Annotated in this window: 13 protein-coding genes; 10 read left to right on the top strand and 3 right to left on the bottom strand. The window is 50.0% G+C overall.

Annotation, left to right across the window (positions count from 1 at the left end; genetic code table 11):
- Nucleotides 1–170: 170 nt before the first annotated feature.
- From P2W76_RS04025 to P2W76_RS04015, 3 genes are all read right to left on the bottom strand, one after another.
- Complete coding sequence (locus P2W76_RS04025; RefSeq protein WP_276346239.1) at nucleotides 171–743, bottom strand: hypothetical protein; 573 nt, start codon at nucleotides 741–743, stop codon at nucleotides 171–173.
- 161 nt (nucleotides 744–904) lie between these two features.
- Nucleotides 905–1450, bottom strand: a complete 546-nt coding sequence (locus P2W76_RS04020; RefSeq protein ID WP_276346238.1) for a thermonuclease family protein — start codon at nucleotides 1448–1450, stop codon at nucleotides 905–907.
- An 83-nt stretch (nucleotides 1451–1533) separates the two neighbouring features.
- A complete protein-coding gene (locus P2W76_RS04015) occupies nucleotides 1534–1686 on the bottom strand; it encodes a hypothetical protein (RefSeq protein ID WP_276346237.1) in 153 nt (50 codons plus the stop codon).
- Nucleotides 1687–1846: 160 nt separating this feature from the next.
- On the opposite strand from P2W76_RS04015, the gene P2W76_RS04010 reads away from it, so the two are divergent.
- The 10 genes from P2W76_RS04010 to P2W76_RS03965 all read left to right on the top strand — a co-directional run.
- Nucleotides 1847–2095: a DUF6364 family protein gene (locus tag P2W76_RS04010; protein ID WP_276346236.1), complete on the top strand. Its 249-nt coding sequence runs from the start codon at nucleotides 1847–1849 to the stop codon at nucleotides 2093–2095.
- Between the two features lie 2 nt (nucleotides 2096–2097).
- Entirely contained in the window at nucleotides 2098–2514 is a 417-nt protein-coding gene (locus P2W76_RS04005; RefSeq protein WP_276346235.1) for a PIN domain-containing protein, read from the top strand.
- Nucleotides 2515–2634: 120 nt separating this feature from the next.
- Nucleotides 2635–3216, top strand: coding sequence for an RNA polymerase sigma-70 factor (locus tag P2W76_RS04000; RefSeq protein WP_276346234.1), 582 nt, complete (start codon nucleotides 2635–2637; stop codon nucleotides 3214–3216).
- Nucleotides 3217–3445: 229 nt separating this feature from the next.
- On the top strand, nucleotides 3446–4585 hold the full coding sequence (locus P2W76_RS03995; RefSeq protein WP_276346233.1) for a FecR domain-containing protein: 1140 nt from the start codon (nucleotides 3446–3448) through the stop codon (nucleotides 4583–4585).
- A 199-nt stretch (nucleotides 4586–4784) separates the two neighbouring features.
- The gene (locus P2W76_RS03990; RefSeq protein WP_276346232.1) at nucleotides 4785–8120 is read left to right on the top strand and encodes a SusC/RagA family TonB-linked outer membrane protein; all 3336 of its coding nucleotides are present in this window, start codon (nucleotides 4785–4787) and stop codon (nucleotides 8118–8120) included.
- A 39-nt stretch (nucleotides 8121–8159) separates the two neighbouring features.
- Nucleotides 8160–9722: a SusD/RagB family nutrient-binding outer membrane lipoprotein gene (locus P2W76_RS03985; RefSeq protein ID WP_276346231.1), complete on the top strand. Its 1563-nt coding sequence runs from the start codon at nucleotides 8160–8162 to the stop codon at nucleotides 9720–9722.
- A 103-nt stretch (nucleotides 9723–9825) separates the two neighbouring features.
- On the top strand, nucleotides 9826–11817 hold the full coding sequence (locus tag P2W76_RS03980) for a hypothetical protein (RefSeq protein ID WP_276346230.1): 1992 nt from the start codon (nucleotides 9826–9828) through the stop codon (nucleotides 11815–11817).
- 60 nt (nucleotides 11818–11877) lie between these two features.
- Nucleotides 11878–13917 carry a hypothetical protein gene (locus P2W76_RS03975; protein WP_276346229.1) on the top strand — a complete coding sequence of 680 codons (2040 nt, stop codon included), beginning with the start codon at nucleotides 11878–11880 and terminating at the stop codon, nucleotides 13915–13917.
- A 47-nt stretch (nucleotides 13918–13964) separates the two neighbouring features.
- On the top strand, nucleotides 13965–15941 hold the full coding sequence (locus tag P2W76_RS03970) for a metal-sulfur cluster assembly factor (protein WP_276346228.1): 1977 nt from the start codon (nucleotides 13965–13967) through the stop codon (nucleotides 15939–15941).
- Nucleotides 15941–17189, top strand: a 1249-nt coding sequence (locus P2W76_RS03965) for an MFS transporter (protein ID WP_276346227.1), incomplete at its 3' end; no start/stop codon positions are given. The genes P2W76_RS03970 and P2W76_RS03965, both read left to right, overlap by 1 nt.

The raw sequence follows: 17189 nt of genomic DNA, 5'->3' as shown, positions 1-17189 counted from the left end.
AAAGACGAAGAAGGTACAAACAAAACCTATTTTTTGTACTCAAACGTGATTTGGTTTAAAAAGAGGATTTAAGGATGCGTCAGCAAAGAATAGCAGCTATCGGTCGATTCCAGCGAAAGCTTGGCTGCCGCAGGTTCCGGCTCACATTACATGTTTTTCATCCGGCACCCTTACTTATCAGAGCCCCGACCCCCCCGCGCTACCCAGATCACAATACACAGCCCGATTCCCGCAGGAAGAGCGAATGATGATCCCCAGTCCAGTAGTCTTCCCAGCAAAAATACCGGCGCATATTCAGGACCCGGGAAAATAAACGTACGTACCAGTATGAAAACAACCGGGATGGACAATATTAGAATGGTCAGAATGATTTCCAGTGCGTGGTGCCGGAATCGCCGCCAGCCCACTTTACGGTGCTCCAGCCAAAAGAATATTTTTAAACGCAGATTATAATAAGGGGAGATATGGAATCTTCGATAGTCGAGAATCGCTTCGTCAATTCTGGCTGCTTCCGCCTGGTTGATTTTTCTTTCTCCGCTTTCAATAAGGAGATAATCGGCCGGCTCAAAACCTGCTAAGCGGGCGATCTTTTCCGGGCTGGCACCGACCTTTTTCCGCCAGCTGACCAGTTCGTCAGTAATATACGGAGGGCATTCAGATGCCCAGTAAAATTCTTCCGGCAGTGACTCCCAGTAATCCTCGCACTCGGGCAAGGGGCCGTATACTTGGTTTTTGTCTTTCATAGGTGATGAGTAAGACAGGTGCCGGGGCTCGCGACAATCCACGATCGCACCGGCAGCTATTTAAAGCTAATTAATGAAATTAATATTTTAAAATACATTAATTACCGTTCCCTCAATGATCCCTACCGTTTAACTGCCGGATCCGGCTTCAATGACGATTTTTAGCCTTTCTCCGCAGCAGCGAAATCCCTGGCCCACAAGCCCAGTCCTTTTTCCCTGGCCCTGCGCTGCAGCCTCACGAACTCCGCCGCAAACCTTACATTCGGGGCAATGGTCAGCACCTGGGCATAACCATTCCTGATCAGGAGTGCATTCACAAAGGTGCCGTCTTCCAGGTAGGCGTACGACAAGGTCCGCCCGTAGCGGTCGCGCGGCGAAACATCCGCCATCAGCTTTACCTTTTTTCCGGCGATCAGCCTGGTCAGGTACGCTGCCGACTCCTTGCCGAAATGCTGAACATCCTTGTTAAAGGATTTCCGCGATTCGGGCGCGTCAATCCCCAGCAGGCGCACCTTCAGCCCCTTCTCTGTCCCGTTATCCACCCAGAAGGTATCGCCATCTACCACCCGCGTAACCTGCAGATAGCCCTCACCCGGACCCGGAGCTGTCGTCCTTATGGCCTCCACAGCGGTTCCGCCGCCCCGCATATCGCAGGAAGTGAATAAAATGAAAAGGACTAGGGGAGCAAGGGTTCTCAGTATTAGCATATTGTGGTTTAGCATCACGGTTATACAGCAGGCCGCATACTAGTGAATTTTAGGTTCCCCCGCAAGGCTGATAATTAGGATAATTAGGTCTCTCCGCCCAGCTCATACCTGATACCTGATACCTGATACCTCTTCAGAACTCCCGTGAACGGCGGTGTCAAACCTTTAATAATTAAAATATACCTCTCGCTCATTATGTCAGGCTTTCTTAGATAGAATACCAGATTTTGCATCATACATCGTTGTTTTTTATTGTCTTCCGGGAAACTAATTATAGAGCTTGATGATGAAGCACATGATCATCCTGATCAGATTGTCTATGACCGTAGGAAGATGTTAAAGTTTGAATTGAAATATATGATACGTATCTTTGTATATATAATTACACGTGTTATTATGACAACCAAACTCACGTTAACGATTGACGATACTGTTATAAATTCAGCCAAGAAATACGCCCGGCAGAAAGGGAAAAGTCTGTCGCAGATAGTAGAAAATTATTTGAAGTCGATCAGTGCACAGGATGAAAGCCCGCCCAGCTTATCTCCTAAGGTTAGCAGCTTAATGGGTAAAATACGTTTGCCCGATGATTTTGATTATAAGAAGCAGCTAGGTAAGGCCCTGACAGAAAAATACAGGAAATAAATATGAGGCATATTTTCATGGATACGAATGTAGTGATCGACTTCCTGGCTGGCAGGGAACCTTTTGCTACAGATGCTGCCAGGCTTTTTAATTTCGCGGTAGAGGGCAAGGTCAAGATTTACATCTCAGCAGTTTCCTACAATAATATCTACTATGTCTTGCGTCAATCAGCACCCGGGACCGTGGTCATTAAGTTACTGGAAGGACTTGCAGATATTACGCAGATAACCGATGTGACCGGGGCTGTTATCCGGCAGTCTTTAGGGTCAGATTTTAAGGACTACGAAGATGCTGTACAGTATTATTGTGCCCTTGCGATCCCCGGGGTTGATTTTATTGTTACCCGCAATACGAAAGATTTTAAGAAAAGTGCTCTGCCCGTAATGAGTCCTGTTGAAGCACTGAGTTCGTTGGTATAACGAGCTATGAGTTTATTTATCGGCCCATACCTCATACCTCACACCTGATACCTCATACCTCACCCCCCTATATTAATTCTCCATAAAAATAATTACATTCGTTCAAGCGCATCTCAAACAATGCCGGGATATAAATGTTTAAGCGATCACGAATTGGCTGTCCTCTTAAAAGAAGGGGAGGAGAAGGCTTTTACTGAAATTTACGAGCGTTATCATTCCCTGCTTTACATCTACGCCCATAAGAAACTCCGTGATAAGCAGGAAGCGCAGGACGTTGTGCAGGAGGTTCTGAGCGTTTTATGGAACAAGCGCTTCCAGCTGGCAGACGATCTTTCGCTCACTGCCTATCTCTTTACGGCTGTGCGCAACAAGGCGCTGGACATCTTTTCCCATCGTAAAGTGGAAGCCAAATACCTGAGCGCGGTGCAGCACCTGATCGATACGTCGGTAGATTCGGCCGACTTCCTGGTGCGTGAGCACGACTTAAAGCGCCTGATCGAAAAGGAGATCGAGGCCCTGCCGCCGCGCATGAGAGAAGCCTTCCGCCTCAGCCGCGAGCTCAGGCTCAGCCATAAAGACGTTGCAGCCCGCATGGAAATCTCGGAACAAACCGCGTCCACGCAGATCAAGAAAGCTCTTCGGATATTGAAGATGCGGGTCGGGACGGGCTTATGGACCCTCATAATGCTATATCTGGGCTGAGGTATGAAGTCTGAGAACCGATTTCCGGCTTCCTCACACAGCTCCTCCACCCAGCTCATATCCCATATCTCACATCTCACATCCCACATCCCACATCCCCACCTGATACTTTCTTCCGGATTCCTGATACTCCCTTACCAATATTCACTTCTTACTCCTTTTTCTGCTGTTCGCAGTACCCATCGCATCTGAGCTCGCCGTTTTAGTATATAAAGAGGCAAAAGAACACATGAAAGAAGCAAAAGAGCTATTTGAAAAGTATAAGTCCGGGAAATGCACCCCGGAGGAGAAATTGCTTCTTCAAACCTGGTTTCATCACCTTGCCGAGGATGAAGACTCAGGGCTTACGGAGGCCGAGCTCCGCGAGGCTCAAAAGGCTTTCCGTAAACACAGCTATACCTTATTCGGGAAACCCGTTTCCCGGCTCTGGCAGCGCGTGGCATCAGCCGCAGCCATTATCCTGGTGGCGTCACTGGGCATATACCTCTACCGGACCAACCTTGCCGCGGAGCCGCAGCCGCTTGCCGGGGTGCAGGAAAATGATATCCTGCCGGGAGGGAACAGGGCTACGCTGACCCTGGCCGATGGGCGCAGGATCGACCTGAACGAGGCCAGGAATGGCGAACTCGCCAACCAGTCGGGCATCAGGGTCACAAAAACAGCCGATGGCCAGCTGGTATATACCATATCAGATTCGGGCCCGGCATCGGAAGACCTTTCTTATAATACGATAGAAACTCCTTACGGGGGACAATACCAGGTGAACCTGCCCGACGGCAGCCGGGTTTGGCTTAACTCAGCTTCCTCTTTAAAATATCCTGTTCACTTCAGCGGCAAAGAGCGGAAAGTGGAAATTACCGGGGAAGTTTATTTCGAGGTTGCCCGGAATCCGGCCATGCCTTTCAGGGTGAAGAATGAAGGTCAGACGATAGAAGTATTGGGTACCCACTTTAACGTAATGAGCTATCCGGGCGAAAGCACGATCAATACCACGCTGCTGGAGGGTTCAGTAAAAGTCTTTAGCAGCAAGGGCAGCAAGCTCCTTACGCCGGGGCAGCAGGCCAGGAACGGGAACGGCGGTATTGATGTGGTCACTGTAGATACCGAGGAGGTTATAGCCTGGAAGAACGGCTTCTTTATTTTCAAAAGCGAGGATGCACAAAGCATCATGCGCCAGATCTCACGCTGGTATGACGTCGATATAGAAATTCAGGGAGATATTTCCCGTAAAAACTTTGGCGGAAGGATATCCCGCTCACGTAATATTTCAGAAGTGCTGGAGGTACTTGAATCTACCGGTTCTATAAAGTTCAAAATTATAAACGGCGGAAGCCATGAAAATGAAAGGAGGATTATAGCTATGCCCTGAACTATACCTATAGGGGAGCTTAAAAAAACCGGAGCGCTACCAACGCACCGGCTTTCTGTCGAACGCGACATGTCTAAGCTTACTCGTCTATAATATGCGATATCACAAAACTTATAAACTTAAACTATTCAAATGTATGAAAATTTCTTCTGTTGGGGAATGCCGCGGGTATTCCGCTAAAGCCAAAATACTGCTGATTATGAAACTCACTCTTGTTTTAATAGTCGCTACAATACTTCAGGCCAATGCCGTGGGGTATGCGCAAAAGATTACGCTGTCAAAGAAAAACACTTCGCTCGAGCAGGTGTTTTGGTCGATCAGCAATCAGAGCCAGTACGAATTTATTTACGATACGGAGATGCTTAAAGAAGCAAAGCCGGTAGATATTGAATTGAAGAATTCAAGCCTTGAAAGGGTGCTGGCTATCTGCTTTACAGGGCAGCCTCTTACCTATACCATCAAAAACAATATGGTGATCGTGAAGCGGCGCCCGCCAGTGTTTAACATCGAGCCCGCGCGCGACCTTTTTACCGCCCCGGAGGCTCCTCCGGTAGTGGTAAAGGGAGTGGTGAAGGACGTGGATGGAGTGACGCTCCCGGGCGTTAGCGTGCGTGTTAAGGGCTCGAATGCCGGCACATCTACAGATGCCAACGGCGCTTATACACTTACAGTGCCGGATAATAACAGTACGCTGATCTTTACTTATATCGGCTACATCACAAAAGAAGTTGCGGTGAGCAACCGCACCAGTCTCGATGTAACCCTCGATATTGCCAATACCGCGCTGACTGAAGTGGTGGTCACGGCGCTTGGTATTGAACGGTCGTCGAAATCACTGACCTACGCTGCTCAGACACTTGATGCGGCAGATCTTAGCCAGGCCAAGGAAACAAACATGATCAATGCACTGGCAGGTAAGGTTGCCGGTGTAACCATCACCAAAAATGCGACCGGCCCGGGAAGCTCAACCAAGGTTCTGCTTCGCGGCAGCCGCTCGATCTTTGGCAATAACCAGCCATTATATGTGATAGACGGGGTACCGATGGATAATACCAGCCGTGAGCAGGGTACTGGCCAGACAAGCGGCAGCCGCGACGGCGGTGACGGTATTGGGATGATAAACAGTGACGACATCGAATCGATGACCATCCTGAAAGGGGCTTCCGCAGCTGCTTTATATGGTAGCCAGGGACAGAATGGTGCGATCGTGATCACAACCAAAAGAGGAAAAACAGGAAAGGTTACTGTTGATTATACCGGCAGTACCACTATTGACCGTCCGTTTATCTTACCTGATGTGCAGGCCGAATATGGTCAGGGTGCAGGAGGTGTATACAATGCGAATAACGAAAGCAGCTGGGGCCCGAAGATCACCGGCCAGACAATTACCTTATGGAACGGTACGCAAATGGCCATGCAGGGCCAGCCTGACCGGATCAAGGATTTCTACCGCGATGGGTCAAGCTTATCTAATACCATTGGCATCAGCGGCGGCAGTGAAAAAATGCAGACTTACTTCTCCTATGGAAATAGCAATGCAAAAGGTATTCTCAGGAATCATGAATACGACAGGCATAATTTTGATTTCAAGATCGACAATACGATCTCGGATAAGCTGTCATTCTTCTCGAAGCTGACCTATATCATGGAGGATGTTGACAATAAGCCGTTCACGGGCGAGAGAAACGACGCTACAGGTAGTATATACCATGCCCCGGCGTCTATTCCATTAAGCGAGATGCAGAAGTACGAATACACCGATGTTTTGGGTAACCTCAGGCAAAGCTATTGGGTTCCGGGCTCAATTTATTTATCGAATCCATACTGGAAAATGAACAGGCAGCTTTTTTTCGAACAGAAACGACGCCTGATAGGTTTGATCTCTGCAAAATACAAGTTCACAAACTGGCTGGATCTCCAGGTGAGGGGTAGTCTGGACAGAACGGATGAGAATACAAATGAAAAAATGTATGCCGATTCTTATGAACTTTCAGGAAATGGAAACCTTTTTAACCTCTATGACGGGAACAGGCGCGCGACCAACCTGGATGCCTTGTTATCTTTCAGGCAGGATATCAGCAAAACCTTTAACCTGACGGGATATCTGGGTGGTTCTATACAAGAGACTAAATATGAGTCTGTTGCAACAGTAGCCAACGGACTGAACAAGCTGGACTTTTTCTTTATGTCTAATGCCAAGAACCCGCGGACGAACAATTCTTATGGCCGTACGCCGCAGGTACAGTCCTTGTACGCTACTACAACCTTGTCGTATAAAGATTACTTATACCTGGATCTGACAGCCCGTAACGACTGGTCGTCAGCACTTCCAAAAGAAAACCAGTCTTATTTCTATCCTTCTGTGGGTTTAACAGCCATTGTCAGCGATATGGTCGATCTGCCAAGCTGGGTTTCTTACGGTAAGGCAAGGGTTACGCTGGCAAATGCCGGTTATGGCGGACAGCAATACCTGACCGACAACTACTTCTCGGTTGGCGCAGGCGGTACCATAAATACACCGGGTACCCGCTCGCTGGGCAACTACAAGCCAGAACTTACCCAGTCGTTCGAGGCTGGTCTCGACTGGCGCTTCTTTACCAACCGTCTTGGTTTGGACATTACCTACTACAGGAGCGAGACAAAGAACCAGCTGATCTCACTGGCGGTTCCGAACGCGACCTTGTTTAATGCCCAGTATATCAATGCCGGCCTGATCCGCAATAGCGGGGTCGAGTTTATGCTGAACGGAACACCGGTCAGATCCAGCGCATTTTCATGGGACGTGATGTTTAACTTCTCGAAGAATGTGAATAAGGTTGTCAGGCTTTCCGACAGGCTTAAAACAGCTGTCCTTGGGGATGACCGCCAGGTGCTTGAGACCGTGGAAGAAGGCAAGAGCTATGGCACCATGTACATGGCAGAATGGAAAAAGGATGCTCAGGGCAGAAGGATAGTGAACGCAAATGGTGTTCCTGTAGTTACGCCTAAAACAGCCTATGCCGGGAATTATAACCCTAACTATATGCTGGGTATGAACAACTCCCTCAACTTTAAGAACCTTTCGCTTAGTTTCCTTGTGGATTACAAGAACGGAGGAACTGTAATTGGCGGTACCCTGGCTGCAATGGATGCCAGCGGCAACTCGAAGACTTCACTGTACGGACGGGAAAACGGGATAGTATTGGACGCGGTCACAGAGGCAGGCGTGCAAAACACCAAGTCGATCACAGCAGAAACCTACTGGCAGTCGCTGGGTAACCGTACCCCGGTAAAGGATTTCTACGCTTTCTCTGCAACTAACCTGAGGATGAGAGAAGTTGTATTAGGCTATAAATTGCCGAATGAGCTGGTGCGGAAATCAGGCTTCGTACAGACAGCGAGATTATCGCTTGTAGGAAGAAACCTCTTTTTCTTCTACAGGGATGCTCCTTACGATCCTGAAATCGCTACCGGCGTTGCTAACAGGGGTGGGTTGGAGTATTCATCATTGCCAACTACCCGCAACATTGGCCTTAGCCTGAACGCAACCTTTTAACCGGCTATTGAAATAAGTATTAATATTAAACAGAATACGATGAAATCTCAAAAATCATTATATAGAAAATGGGCCACCAGGGTGATGCTATTTTTAGCGCCCATTGTAATACTGACTGCCTGTACCAAGAACTTCGAGGAGATAAATACAAACCCGGCAGGGCTGAAGGAACTGGCAGCGCCGGATCTGAGAAGTTTGTTTCCGGGTGCCTTAGTTACAGGACTGGGCGCCGGTTATAACGAGACAACGATGTTGCTGTTTGCGGGGGTATATTCCCAGCATTTTGCGAGCACTAATCCTGCCCAGGAATCACACCGGTATGTTATTGTTCAGAGATGGCAGGATATCTGGCCGCAAACTTACACAGGTACCATGCCTAAGCTGGTGAATATTATCGAGGCAACTAAGGGAGGCAAGGAGCCAACTATGAACGCCATCGCCAGGATCTGGAAAGTGTATGCTTTTATGCGGGCAACCGACTATTGGGGGCCGATCCCTTATTCCAAGATCGGTAAGGATACTACCGTTGTAAACTATGACGATCAGAAGAGTATCTACTTTGATTTCTTTAAGGAGCTGGAAGAAGCAACTACCGACCTGAAGGCTAATTTAACCAGGCCCTCATTTGAGAGCAAGGACCTGATCTATAACGGGTCAAATGAGAAATGGCTGAAGTTTGCCAACACGCTTCGTCTGCGCCTGGCGCTCCGCATTTCGGATGTGGAGCCTGCAAAGGCTAAAGCTGAGGCTGAAAAGGCTTTTGCCAACGGGGTTATGACCGAGGTTGCCGATGGGGCTTACTTTAAGACCTCGGCAGATTTTAATCACGGCCTGGCCAACTTCATGGCCCGGAACGGATCGCGGATGAGCACCAGTATGGAAAGCTTGCTGGTTGGATATAATGACCCTCGCCTGCCGATGATGTGGAGCCCTGCACTGGGTGATGGTAAATTCCATGGCGTGCGAAACGGGATGACCGTAGCCCAGCAAAATATGCCTCAGAACGGCATAAACAACAACTCCGCGGTGTCGCTTAAATACGCAGCGGCCAGTATGACCACCACTCCGCAGGCTGTATTCTATGCTTCAGAAGCCTATTTCTTAAGGGCAGAGGGTGCGCTGAACGGCTGGAATATGGGCGGAACAGCACAGGCCATGTATGAAAAAGGAATTGAGATCTCGATGCGTGAGAATGGGGTAACTGATGCGGGGGCGATAGCGGCTTATATTAATGGTACGAGCCTGCCAATTGCCCCTCCGAATGCATTTCCTACTCCGCCGCTGACGGATATCCCGGTAAAATTCTCAACTGTGCCTGAAAAACAGCGTGAGCAGATAGGCACCCAGAAATGGATCGCTCTGTTCCCCGAATCGCATGAGGCCTGGGCCAATATGAGGAGGTCGGGTTATCCGAAGATGTACCCGCTGATGAGCTCACAGAATCCGGACATCGCAGCTGATAAGATGATCCGCCGGATCTCGTTCCTCGACAGGGAGATCATTGCCAATGGTGTTGCTGTAAAAGCAGCAGTTCCTTTACTGGGCGGTGGACCTGATAATGTTGCAACCCGCCTGTGGTGGGATAAGTCGAAATCAAACTAAGCTATCTTAAGGGCTTAACTCAATGCTTTCATCATAATACCCCGGGCATGCCTGCGAAAGCAGGTATGCCCTCTTTAACCAAAGGATCCCTATTTTTTACCGGATGATAGAACCTAACGAAACTTTCCCTGCCGTGACTGATTACGATCTTGCGGCTGGAAGAAATGATATTATCAAAACAAACCTGAAACGACGGAAGTTCCTTGGCATGGGCTTGCTGGGCATTGCCGGCCTGAGTATGCCCCTGGCTGCCAGGGCTGCCGCCGGCAATCGTGCTGAAGAATTTGTGAAAGGTATAATGGCTTCAGAAACGGAGCTGTTCAGGAAGCATTCTGACAGTTTTGAAGATAAAATAAAACTCATACAGAAAGCCTGGGATGAAAAGGATTACCGGCTGGTGCGATCTTTAAGTGATTCCATCCGGAACACCGGGATCCAGGCTCAGAACGAATATGAAGACCCGGGCAAACCACTCTTAAATGCCAGCGAGTTTGGATCGGTTGCTACGCTTCCTGCCGCCTGGAGGACCTGGGCCAAAGGATGGAAATATTATAAAGTTGTAAGTATTGAAGAAGAGGCAGGCATAGCAAGAAAGGCCGAGCCGGTAGAAGTGCTGCTGGGCTTCCGCGACGACCAGGTGAACTCGCTGGCGCGGGAGATCCGCGTGGCAGAGGTAAATGAAGGCACACTCCGCGAAGTCACTTCACAGGTTTTCGGCGTGGTGCGCCGGAACTCGGAGATGTTATGCAGGGTGATGTTCCTGGCCGATAATAAAGGCAGGGAGAAGCGTCAATACCTTGTTTTTTACGGCAACGCTGACGCGGAGCTGCCTGATTATGATACCGACCTGGAAGTACGGGGAGAGGGCTACGACCTGGAGATCGAGAACCAGCATTTTATTGCCTACCTGTCTAAACAGACCGGGCAGCTGGAGCGCATGCTGCTGAAAAGGGAGCATGGTGTGGAGCTTTATGCCGGCGGACCTGCTCATGCTGAGACTCCGTGCATTGACTGGTCGCACGACTACGTGGCAGAAGATTTTTTCATGAAGGTCAGGATCCAGTATTGGGGCGAATGCCCTGATTATGAGATCACCCGCGGGCCGATCTGCACGATCGTCAGGCGGTGGGGATTTCCGCACTCGGCACTTCATCCTGTGTATAATCCTTCACGCTTAAATATTAACGTAGAATACCGCTTTTATTCGGGCTTGCCGTATTTTTATAAATCCAGCAAAATGAAGGCTGTTAAGTCGTTCGTTATCCAGACGATGAGAGATGACGAATGGGTCTTTACAGGCCAGCCGTTCACCGGCAGCCTGTGGATCGGTGCCGATGAAAAAGTAAAGTTTGGTGAGGTGGATGCTGCCAACAAGAACAGCGTGAAGGGCTTTGGATATTACAATAAGGATTCGAAGGACTCCTTTGTAGGCCTTTACCTGGATCATTCTTCAGAAGTTATTCCCGATCTGCTGGATGCAGGTTCGTCCCTGTTCTATTACAACTGGCATGGAACTGTATGGGTGCGCCATCCCACCATCGAGGGCATTAAGAACCATACGATACCGGAGGGAGCTATACTGCGCCAAAAGAATGCTTATGTCACGATCGCCTTTACCGAAAAGGAAGGACCGGGAAAGATAGAAGCGCTCAGGAAGGAACTGTTAAGTCCGATGGCGAGTTCGTCCACGGCCTTAAACGCTTCGGCAAAGGAAAGTCCTGGTTCACTGGCCAATCCCGGCGAAGCCGGCGACAGCGAGATACCGAAAGCCCTTCTTTGGGAGGCTTTGAGGAGCTGTATCGACCAGCAGATGTATATCTCAAACGTAAACCTGGTCGAGTTGGGCTATATCTACAACCTCTCTGTCAGGGATGGTGTTGTCAGCGTGTTGATGACCATGCCACACCGCGGCCGCCCCTTATCAAGCTTCTTTATCTGGGGTTCCAGCGTAGTGCACCGAACCGTGTCGAAGACAATTAACGGCGCGTTAATGGAAGTGCCCGGCGTGCGGAAGGTACTTGTGGAGCAGACCTGGTATCCCGCATGGAGCTCCAACCTGATATCTGCCGAAGGGCGTAAGAAGTTAGGGATTTAATAGAAAATAGTATTAGCCGTATAGCTCAACTGAAAGGATATTTGAGCAAGACCTTATGAAATGAACGAATTTAACCTAAACCACACTGATCTGATGATGCATACCGAGTCCCTTCCTGAGAATACCCCGCCAGCTTTGCCGGGGTCTGAAACTATTGCCAACGAGAGTGTACTGCCCGTAGCAGAACCTATCAAGCGGAGAAAGTTCCTTGGCATGGGCCTGCTCGGTATAGCCGGGCTTAGCTTACCGCTGGGTGCCAAAGGCGCTGCTGATACCTCTGCCGAGATATTTGTGAAAGAAGCCCTGGCGGCAGAGACTGATCTGTTCCGGAAACATTCTGATAGTTTCGAGGATAAGATAAAACTGATTGAAAAGGCCTGGGCCGAAAAAGACTACCGCATGGTCCGGTCATTAAGTGATTCCATCCGGAACACGGGTATCCAGGCCCAGAACGAATATGAGGATCCGGGCAAGCCCCTGTTATCAGGCGGCCAGTTCGGTTCGGTGGCAACGCTTCCTGCCGCCTGGAGAACCTGGGCGAAGGGATGGAAGTACTACAAGGTTGTAGGCGTACAGGAAGAAGCCGGAATTGCCAGAAAGGCTGAGCCGGTAGAGGTGCTGCTGGGCTTCCGGGCCGACCAGGTGAATTCCCTGGCGCGCGAAATACGCGTGGCGGAGGTCAGCAACGGTACCCTGAGGGAAGTAACCTCGCAGGTTCACGGTGTGGTGCGCCGTAATTCGGAGATGTTATGTAAGGTCATGTTCCTGGCCGATAATAATGGTTCTGAGAAACGCAGCTACCTGGTCTTTTACGGCAACCCCGATGCGGAGCTTCCTGATTACAGCACAGACCTGGAGGTCAGGGGTGAGGGCTATGACCTGGAGATCGAGAACCAGCATTTTATAGCCTATCTGTCAAAGCAGACCGGTCAGCTGGAGCGGATGCTGATCAAAAGAGAGCATGGTGTTGAGCTCTATGCCGGCGGTCCCGGTCACGGGGAGACTCCGTGTATCGACTGGGCGCATGATTACGTGGCAGAAGATAATTTTATGAAAGTAAGGATCCAGTATTGGGGTGAATGTCCTGATTACGAGATCACACGCGGGCCGATCTGTACCATCGTCCGGCGCTGGGGATTTCCGCATTCAGCGCTTCATCCCATTTACAACCCTTCGCGTTTAAATATAGACATCGAGTACCGTTTTTATACCGGCTTGCCTTTCTTTCACAAATTTGGTAAGATGAAGGCTGTCAAGCAGTTTGTAGCTACCGCCCTGCGGGATGATGAGTGGGTTTTCACCGGCCAGCCGTTTACCGGAAGCCTGTGGATCGATGGCAGCGACAAGCTGCGTTTTGGGGAGATCGACGAAGCGAATAAGTTCAACGTGAAGGGTTTTGGTTACTATAACAAAGACTCTAAGGACTCTTTTATAGGGATGTACCTGGAGCATTCAGCGGAGATGATCCCGAAGTTCCTTGATTCCGGGCACTCGCTGCTGTACTACAACTGGCATGGCACTACCTGGTCGCGCTACCCGCTTGAGCGGAACCAGGTGGTCCCGGCAGGGGCAGTGCTGCACCAGAAGAACGCCTATGTTACCGTGGCCTTCACCGAGAAAGACGGTCCTGCGAAAATAGAGGCATTGAGAAAAGAATTGCTTAAGCCAATGCAGAGCCTGGCAGGCTCCCTGCCGGCAGGCTCCGGTTCACAGGCTGTAAAAGGCTCTTTGGCAAACCCAGGCGAGGCCGGAGACAGCGAGATCCCGAAAGCGGTTTTGTGGGATGCCCTGAGAAATTGCAAGGACCAGCAGATGTATATTTCTGATGTGAACCTGGTTGAGCTGGGATATATCTACAACCTTTCCATTAAAGACGGTGTGGTGAATGTACTGATGACCATGCCGCACCGCGGCCGCCCCTTATCGAGCTTCTTTATCTGGGGTTCGAGCGTGGTACACCGTGCTGTGTCGAAGACAATTACCGGAGCTTTGTCTGAAATTCCGGGTGTGCGAAAAGTGCTGGTAGAGCAGACCTGGTTTCCGGCATGGAGCAGTAATTTGATGAGCGAAGAGTGCAGGAAGAAGCTTGGACTGGGGTGACGGTGTAAACTCACTATCAAGCTTCATTACCATTAAAAATTAAAATAATGAAAAAACATAAACCACTTCCGGCAGTCAAAAGCCCGGATTCTTTGAATACCGTTGCCGCGGATGCCATGAAAAGGCGGAAGTTCCTCGGTATGGGCCTGCTTGGCTTCGCCGGCCTTGCGCTGCCGCTCGCGTCGAGCGCTGAAAGCTGCGCTGCGGTCAGCGATTTTGTAGGCAATATCATTAACCCGGTAGCGGACAGCTCACGGCAGTCGGATACTTTTGATGAAAAGATGAAGTTGCTGAACGCGGCCTGGCAGAAGAAAGATTACCGGGTTGCGCGGGCGCTGGCCAACTCGCTGCGTATTTCGGGCATACAGGCACAGGCCGAACAGGAAGATCCCGGTAAACCTCTTGTTACAGCGAGCCAGTTCGGACTGGTATCGTCGCTGCCGGCTGACTGGAAGAACTGGGCAAAAGGCTGGAACTATTATAAGGTGATAAACCTGGAGGAGAAGAAAGGTATCCGCCGCAAGGCAGAGCCGGTAGAAGTTCTTTTAAGCTTCCAGAATGCCCAGACAAATTCTCTGGCACGGGAGATCCGGGTCGCAGAAATGAAGGACGGGGTGATCACCGAGATCATTTCGCAGGTGTTCTCTGAGCTGCGAAGGGGCGACCAGAAGATCTGCAGGCTGATGTTCCTGGCAGATAATAACGGAAATGAAAAGCGTCAATACCTGGTGTTCTATGGAAACCCTGAGGCCGAAACTCCCAAATATGAAAGCGACCTGGTGGTCAGGGGTGAGGGTTATGGGCTCGACATTGAGAATGAATATTTTACAGCCTACCTTTCGAAGCAGACGGGACAGTTAGCCCGCATGATCCTGAAACGGGAACATGGGCTCGAGATCTATTCGGGGGGGCAGGGCCATGGCGAGCCGGCCGGTATCGACTGGGCGCACGACTATGTATCTGAAGACGGGTTCCAGAAGATGCGGATCTCGCTTTGGGATGAATGCCCCGATTTCGAAGTGGTAAGAGGCCCGATCTGTACCATTGTGCGGCGCTGGGGCTTCCCTTATTCTCCTGTACACCCTTTGTTCTCTCCGGCGCGGCTTAACGTGGATATTGAATACCGCTTTTACGCCGGACTGCCATATTTCCACAAGTTCGGGCATATGACGGCTATCAAGGAGTTTGAACCGGCAGCATTGCGTGATGACGAATGGGTGATTACCGGTCAGTCCTTTACCGACATGGTCTGGATGGGTCCTGACGAAAAGATCCGCCAGGGAAATGTACCTGCTGATATGAAAGATAAGCTATGGGGAATCGGCTTTATTAATAAAGACACCCAGGACTCTTTTATCGGGCTGTTCCTCGAGCATCGCGGCGACGGCCTTCCTGAGCTGGCCCATAACGGCTCGCCTGCATTGTATTACAAGTGGCATGGCCAGATCTGGAGCCGATATCCCTTACCGGCAAATAAACCGGTGCCGGCAGGAGCTGTACTGCACCAAAAGAACGCATATATTACGATACCTTACAGCGCTGCAGAGGGGGCAGCCAAGATTGAGGCCTTGCGGCAGGAACTGCTAAATCCTCTTTCTGCTTCAGCATCGGCTTTCGTGCCGGGAAGCGGAGCAAATACAGGCTCGGGAAGGCTCGCACGGGCAAGTGAGCTGCCGGCTGAGAACCGGATCTCTAAAAAGGCTCTCTGGGATGCCTTGCGGCTGGTAAAAGATCCGCAGCTCTATAAATCTGATATTAATATTGTAGACCTGGGCCTGGTTTACGATGTTGCCGTGCGAGGCAGCGTGGTAAAGGTCACGATGGCTATGCCTCACCGCGGCCGGCCGCTGGGTACCTACTTTAATTACGGCTCGAACGTAGTTCACGGAACGGTGTCCAAGAATATTTCGGAAGCGCTATATGAAGTGCCCGGGGTGAAGAAGGTTATCATGGAACAAACCTGGCATCCTGAATGGTCGTGGAATATGCTTACAGATGAAGGACGTAAAAAACTGGGATTATAATGGCACGCAAAATAAAGAATTACCGCTGGATCATTCTAACCTTACTGGTTACAGCCACGACGATAAATTACCTCGACAGGCAGGTCCTGGGCTTGCTGAAGCCTATACTGGAGGTAGAATTTAACTGGAGCGAAACCGACTTTGCTTATATGGTGATGGCCTTTACCGGCGCCTATGCAGTCGGACTGATTTCCTGGGGATGGCTGGTCGACCGGATAGGCACCAAGATCGGCTACGTCTTGTCGGTGTCGGCATGGAGTATTATGGGCATGCTCCACGCAGCTGCGCGGAGCGCGCTGGGGTTTGGTTTAGCGCGTATCGGCCTCGGTCTCACCGAGGCCGGGAACGTTCCTGCCGGAATGAAAACCATAGCGGAATGGTTTCCCCGTAAGGACAGGGCTATCGCAGCAGGGCTGTTCAATGCAGGAACAAGTGCGGGTACCATTATTGCCCTGCTGATGGTGCCCTGGATACTCAGCACCTATGGCTGGCATGAGGTTTTTATTATTACCGGTTTCCTTGGGTTTATATGGCTGGTGTTCTGGCTGATCATTTATGATGTACCTGCCAGGCATAAATCACTTACCACGGAGGAATATAATATGATCCACGAAGGCCAGGAAACCAACCGGCAGGAAGAAGAGGAAGTTGCAAAGATCAACTGGCCGAAATTGTTCACCCTTCCTCAGACCTGGGCTTTTATTACCGGTAAGATTCTCCTGGATCCGGTTTATTGGTTCTTTATGTTCTGGCTCCCTTCTTACTTTGCATTCCAATTTAACCTGGATATGAAAAAATTAAGTCCCGAGCTGGTGATCATCTATATCATGACCGTAGTGGGGAGTGTAGGCGGCGGATATTTTTCGTCCTGGCTGGTAAAGCGCGGTCTGCCTGTATTAAAAGCCAGGAAAGCCGCATTGTTGATTTTTGCTGTAATGGAGTTGAGTGTTCTGGGGGCCCAATATGCCACCAATGCCTGGATGGTGGTCGCTATTCTGAGTTTCACCCTCGCTGTTCACCAGGCCTGGAGCGCTAATATGTTTACACTTGTTGTGGATCTTTTTCCAAAGCAGGCGGTCAGTTCGGTGACAGGTATAGGAGCTATGTCGGGAGCCGTTGGCGGAATGCTGTTCCCACTGCTGGTAGGATATATCCTTGATCAGTACAAAGCGGCCGGAAACCTGGTTGGCGGATATAACCTGCTTTTCTTTATATGTGCATTTACCTATCTTACGGCCTGGCTGATCA

The sequence above is a fragment of the Daejeonella sp. JGW-45 genome, from assembly GCF_029360805.1.
Classification (GTDB): domain Bacteria; phylum Bacteroidota; class Bacteroidia; order Sphingobacteriales; family Sphingobacteriaceae; genus Daejeonella.
This window is presented reverse-complemented; position numbering and strand designations above follow the sequence as displayed.

Excerpts from the sequence above, each read along its gene's own strand:
- P2W76_RS04025 (WP_276346239.1), bottom strand. The coding sequence starts at position 743 with ATGAAAGACAAAAACCAAGTATACGGCCCCTTGCCCGAGTGCGAGGAT.
- P2W76_RS04020 (WP_276346238.1), bottom strand. The coding sequence starts at position 1,450 with ATGCTAATACTGAGAACCCTTGCTCCCCTAGTCCTTTTCATTTTATTC.
- P2W76_RS04015 (WP_276346237.1), bottom strand. The coding sequence starts at position 1,686 with ATGATGCAAAATCTGGTATTCTATCTAAGAAAGCCTGACATAATGAGC.
- P2W76_RS04010 (WP_276346236.1), top strand. The coding sequence starts at position 1,847 with ATGACAACCAAACTCACGTTAACGATTGACGATACTGTTATAAATTCA.
- P2W76_RS04005 (WP_276346235.1), top strand. The coding sequence starts at position 2,098 with ATGAGGCATATTTTCATGGATACGAATGTAGTGATCGACTTCCTGGCT.
- P2W76_RS04000 (WP_276346234.1), top strand. The coding sequence starts at position 2,635 with ATGCCGGGATATAAATGTTTAAGCGATCACGAATTGGCTGTCCTCTTA.
- P2W76_RS03995 (WP_276346233.1), top strand. The coding sequence starts at position 3,446 with ATGAAAGAAGCAAAAGAGCTATTTGAAAAGTATAAGTCCGGGAAATGC.
- P2W76_RS03990 (WP_276346232.1), top strand. The coding sequence starts at position 4,785 with ATGAAACTCACTCTTGTTTTAATAGTCGCTACAATACTTCAGGCCAAT.
- P2W76_RS03985 (WP_276346231.1), top strand. The coding sequence starts at position 8,160 with ATGAAATCTCAAAAATCATTATATAGAAAATGGGCCACCAGGGTGATG.
- P2W76_RS03980 (WP_276346230.1), top strand. The coding sequence starts at position 9,826 with ATGATAGAACCTAACGAAACTTTCCCTGCCGTGACTGATTACGATCTT.
- P2W76_RS03975 (WP_276346229.1), top strand. The coding sequence starts at position 11,878 with ATGAACGAATTTAACCTAAACCACACTGATCTGATGATGCATACCGAG.
- P2W76_RS03970 (WP_276346228.1), top strand. The coding sequence starts at position 13,965 with ATGAAAAAACATAAACCACTTCCGGCAGTCAAAAGCCCGGATTCTTTG.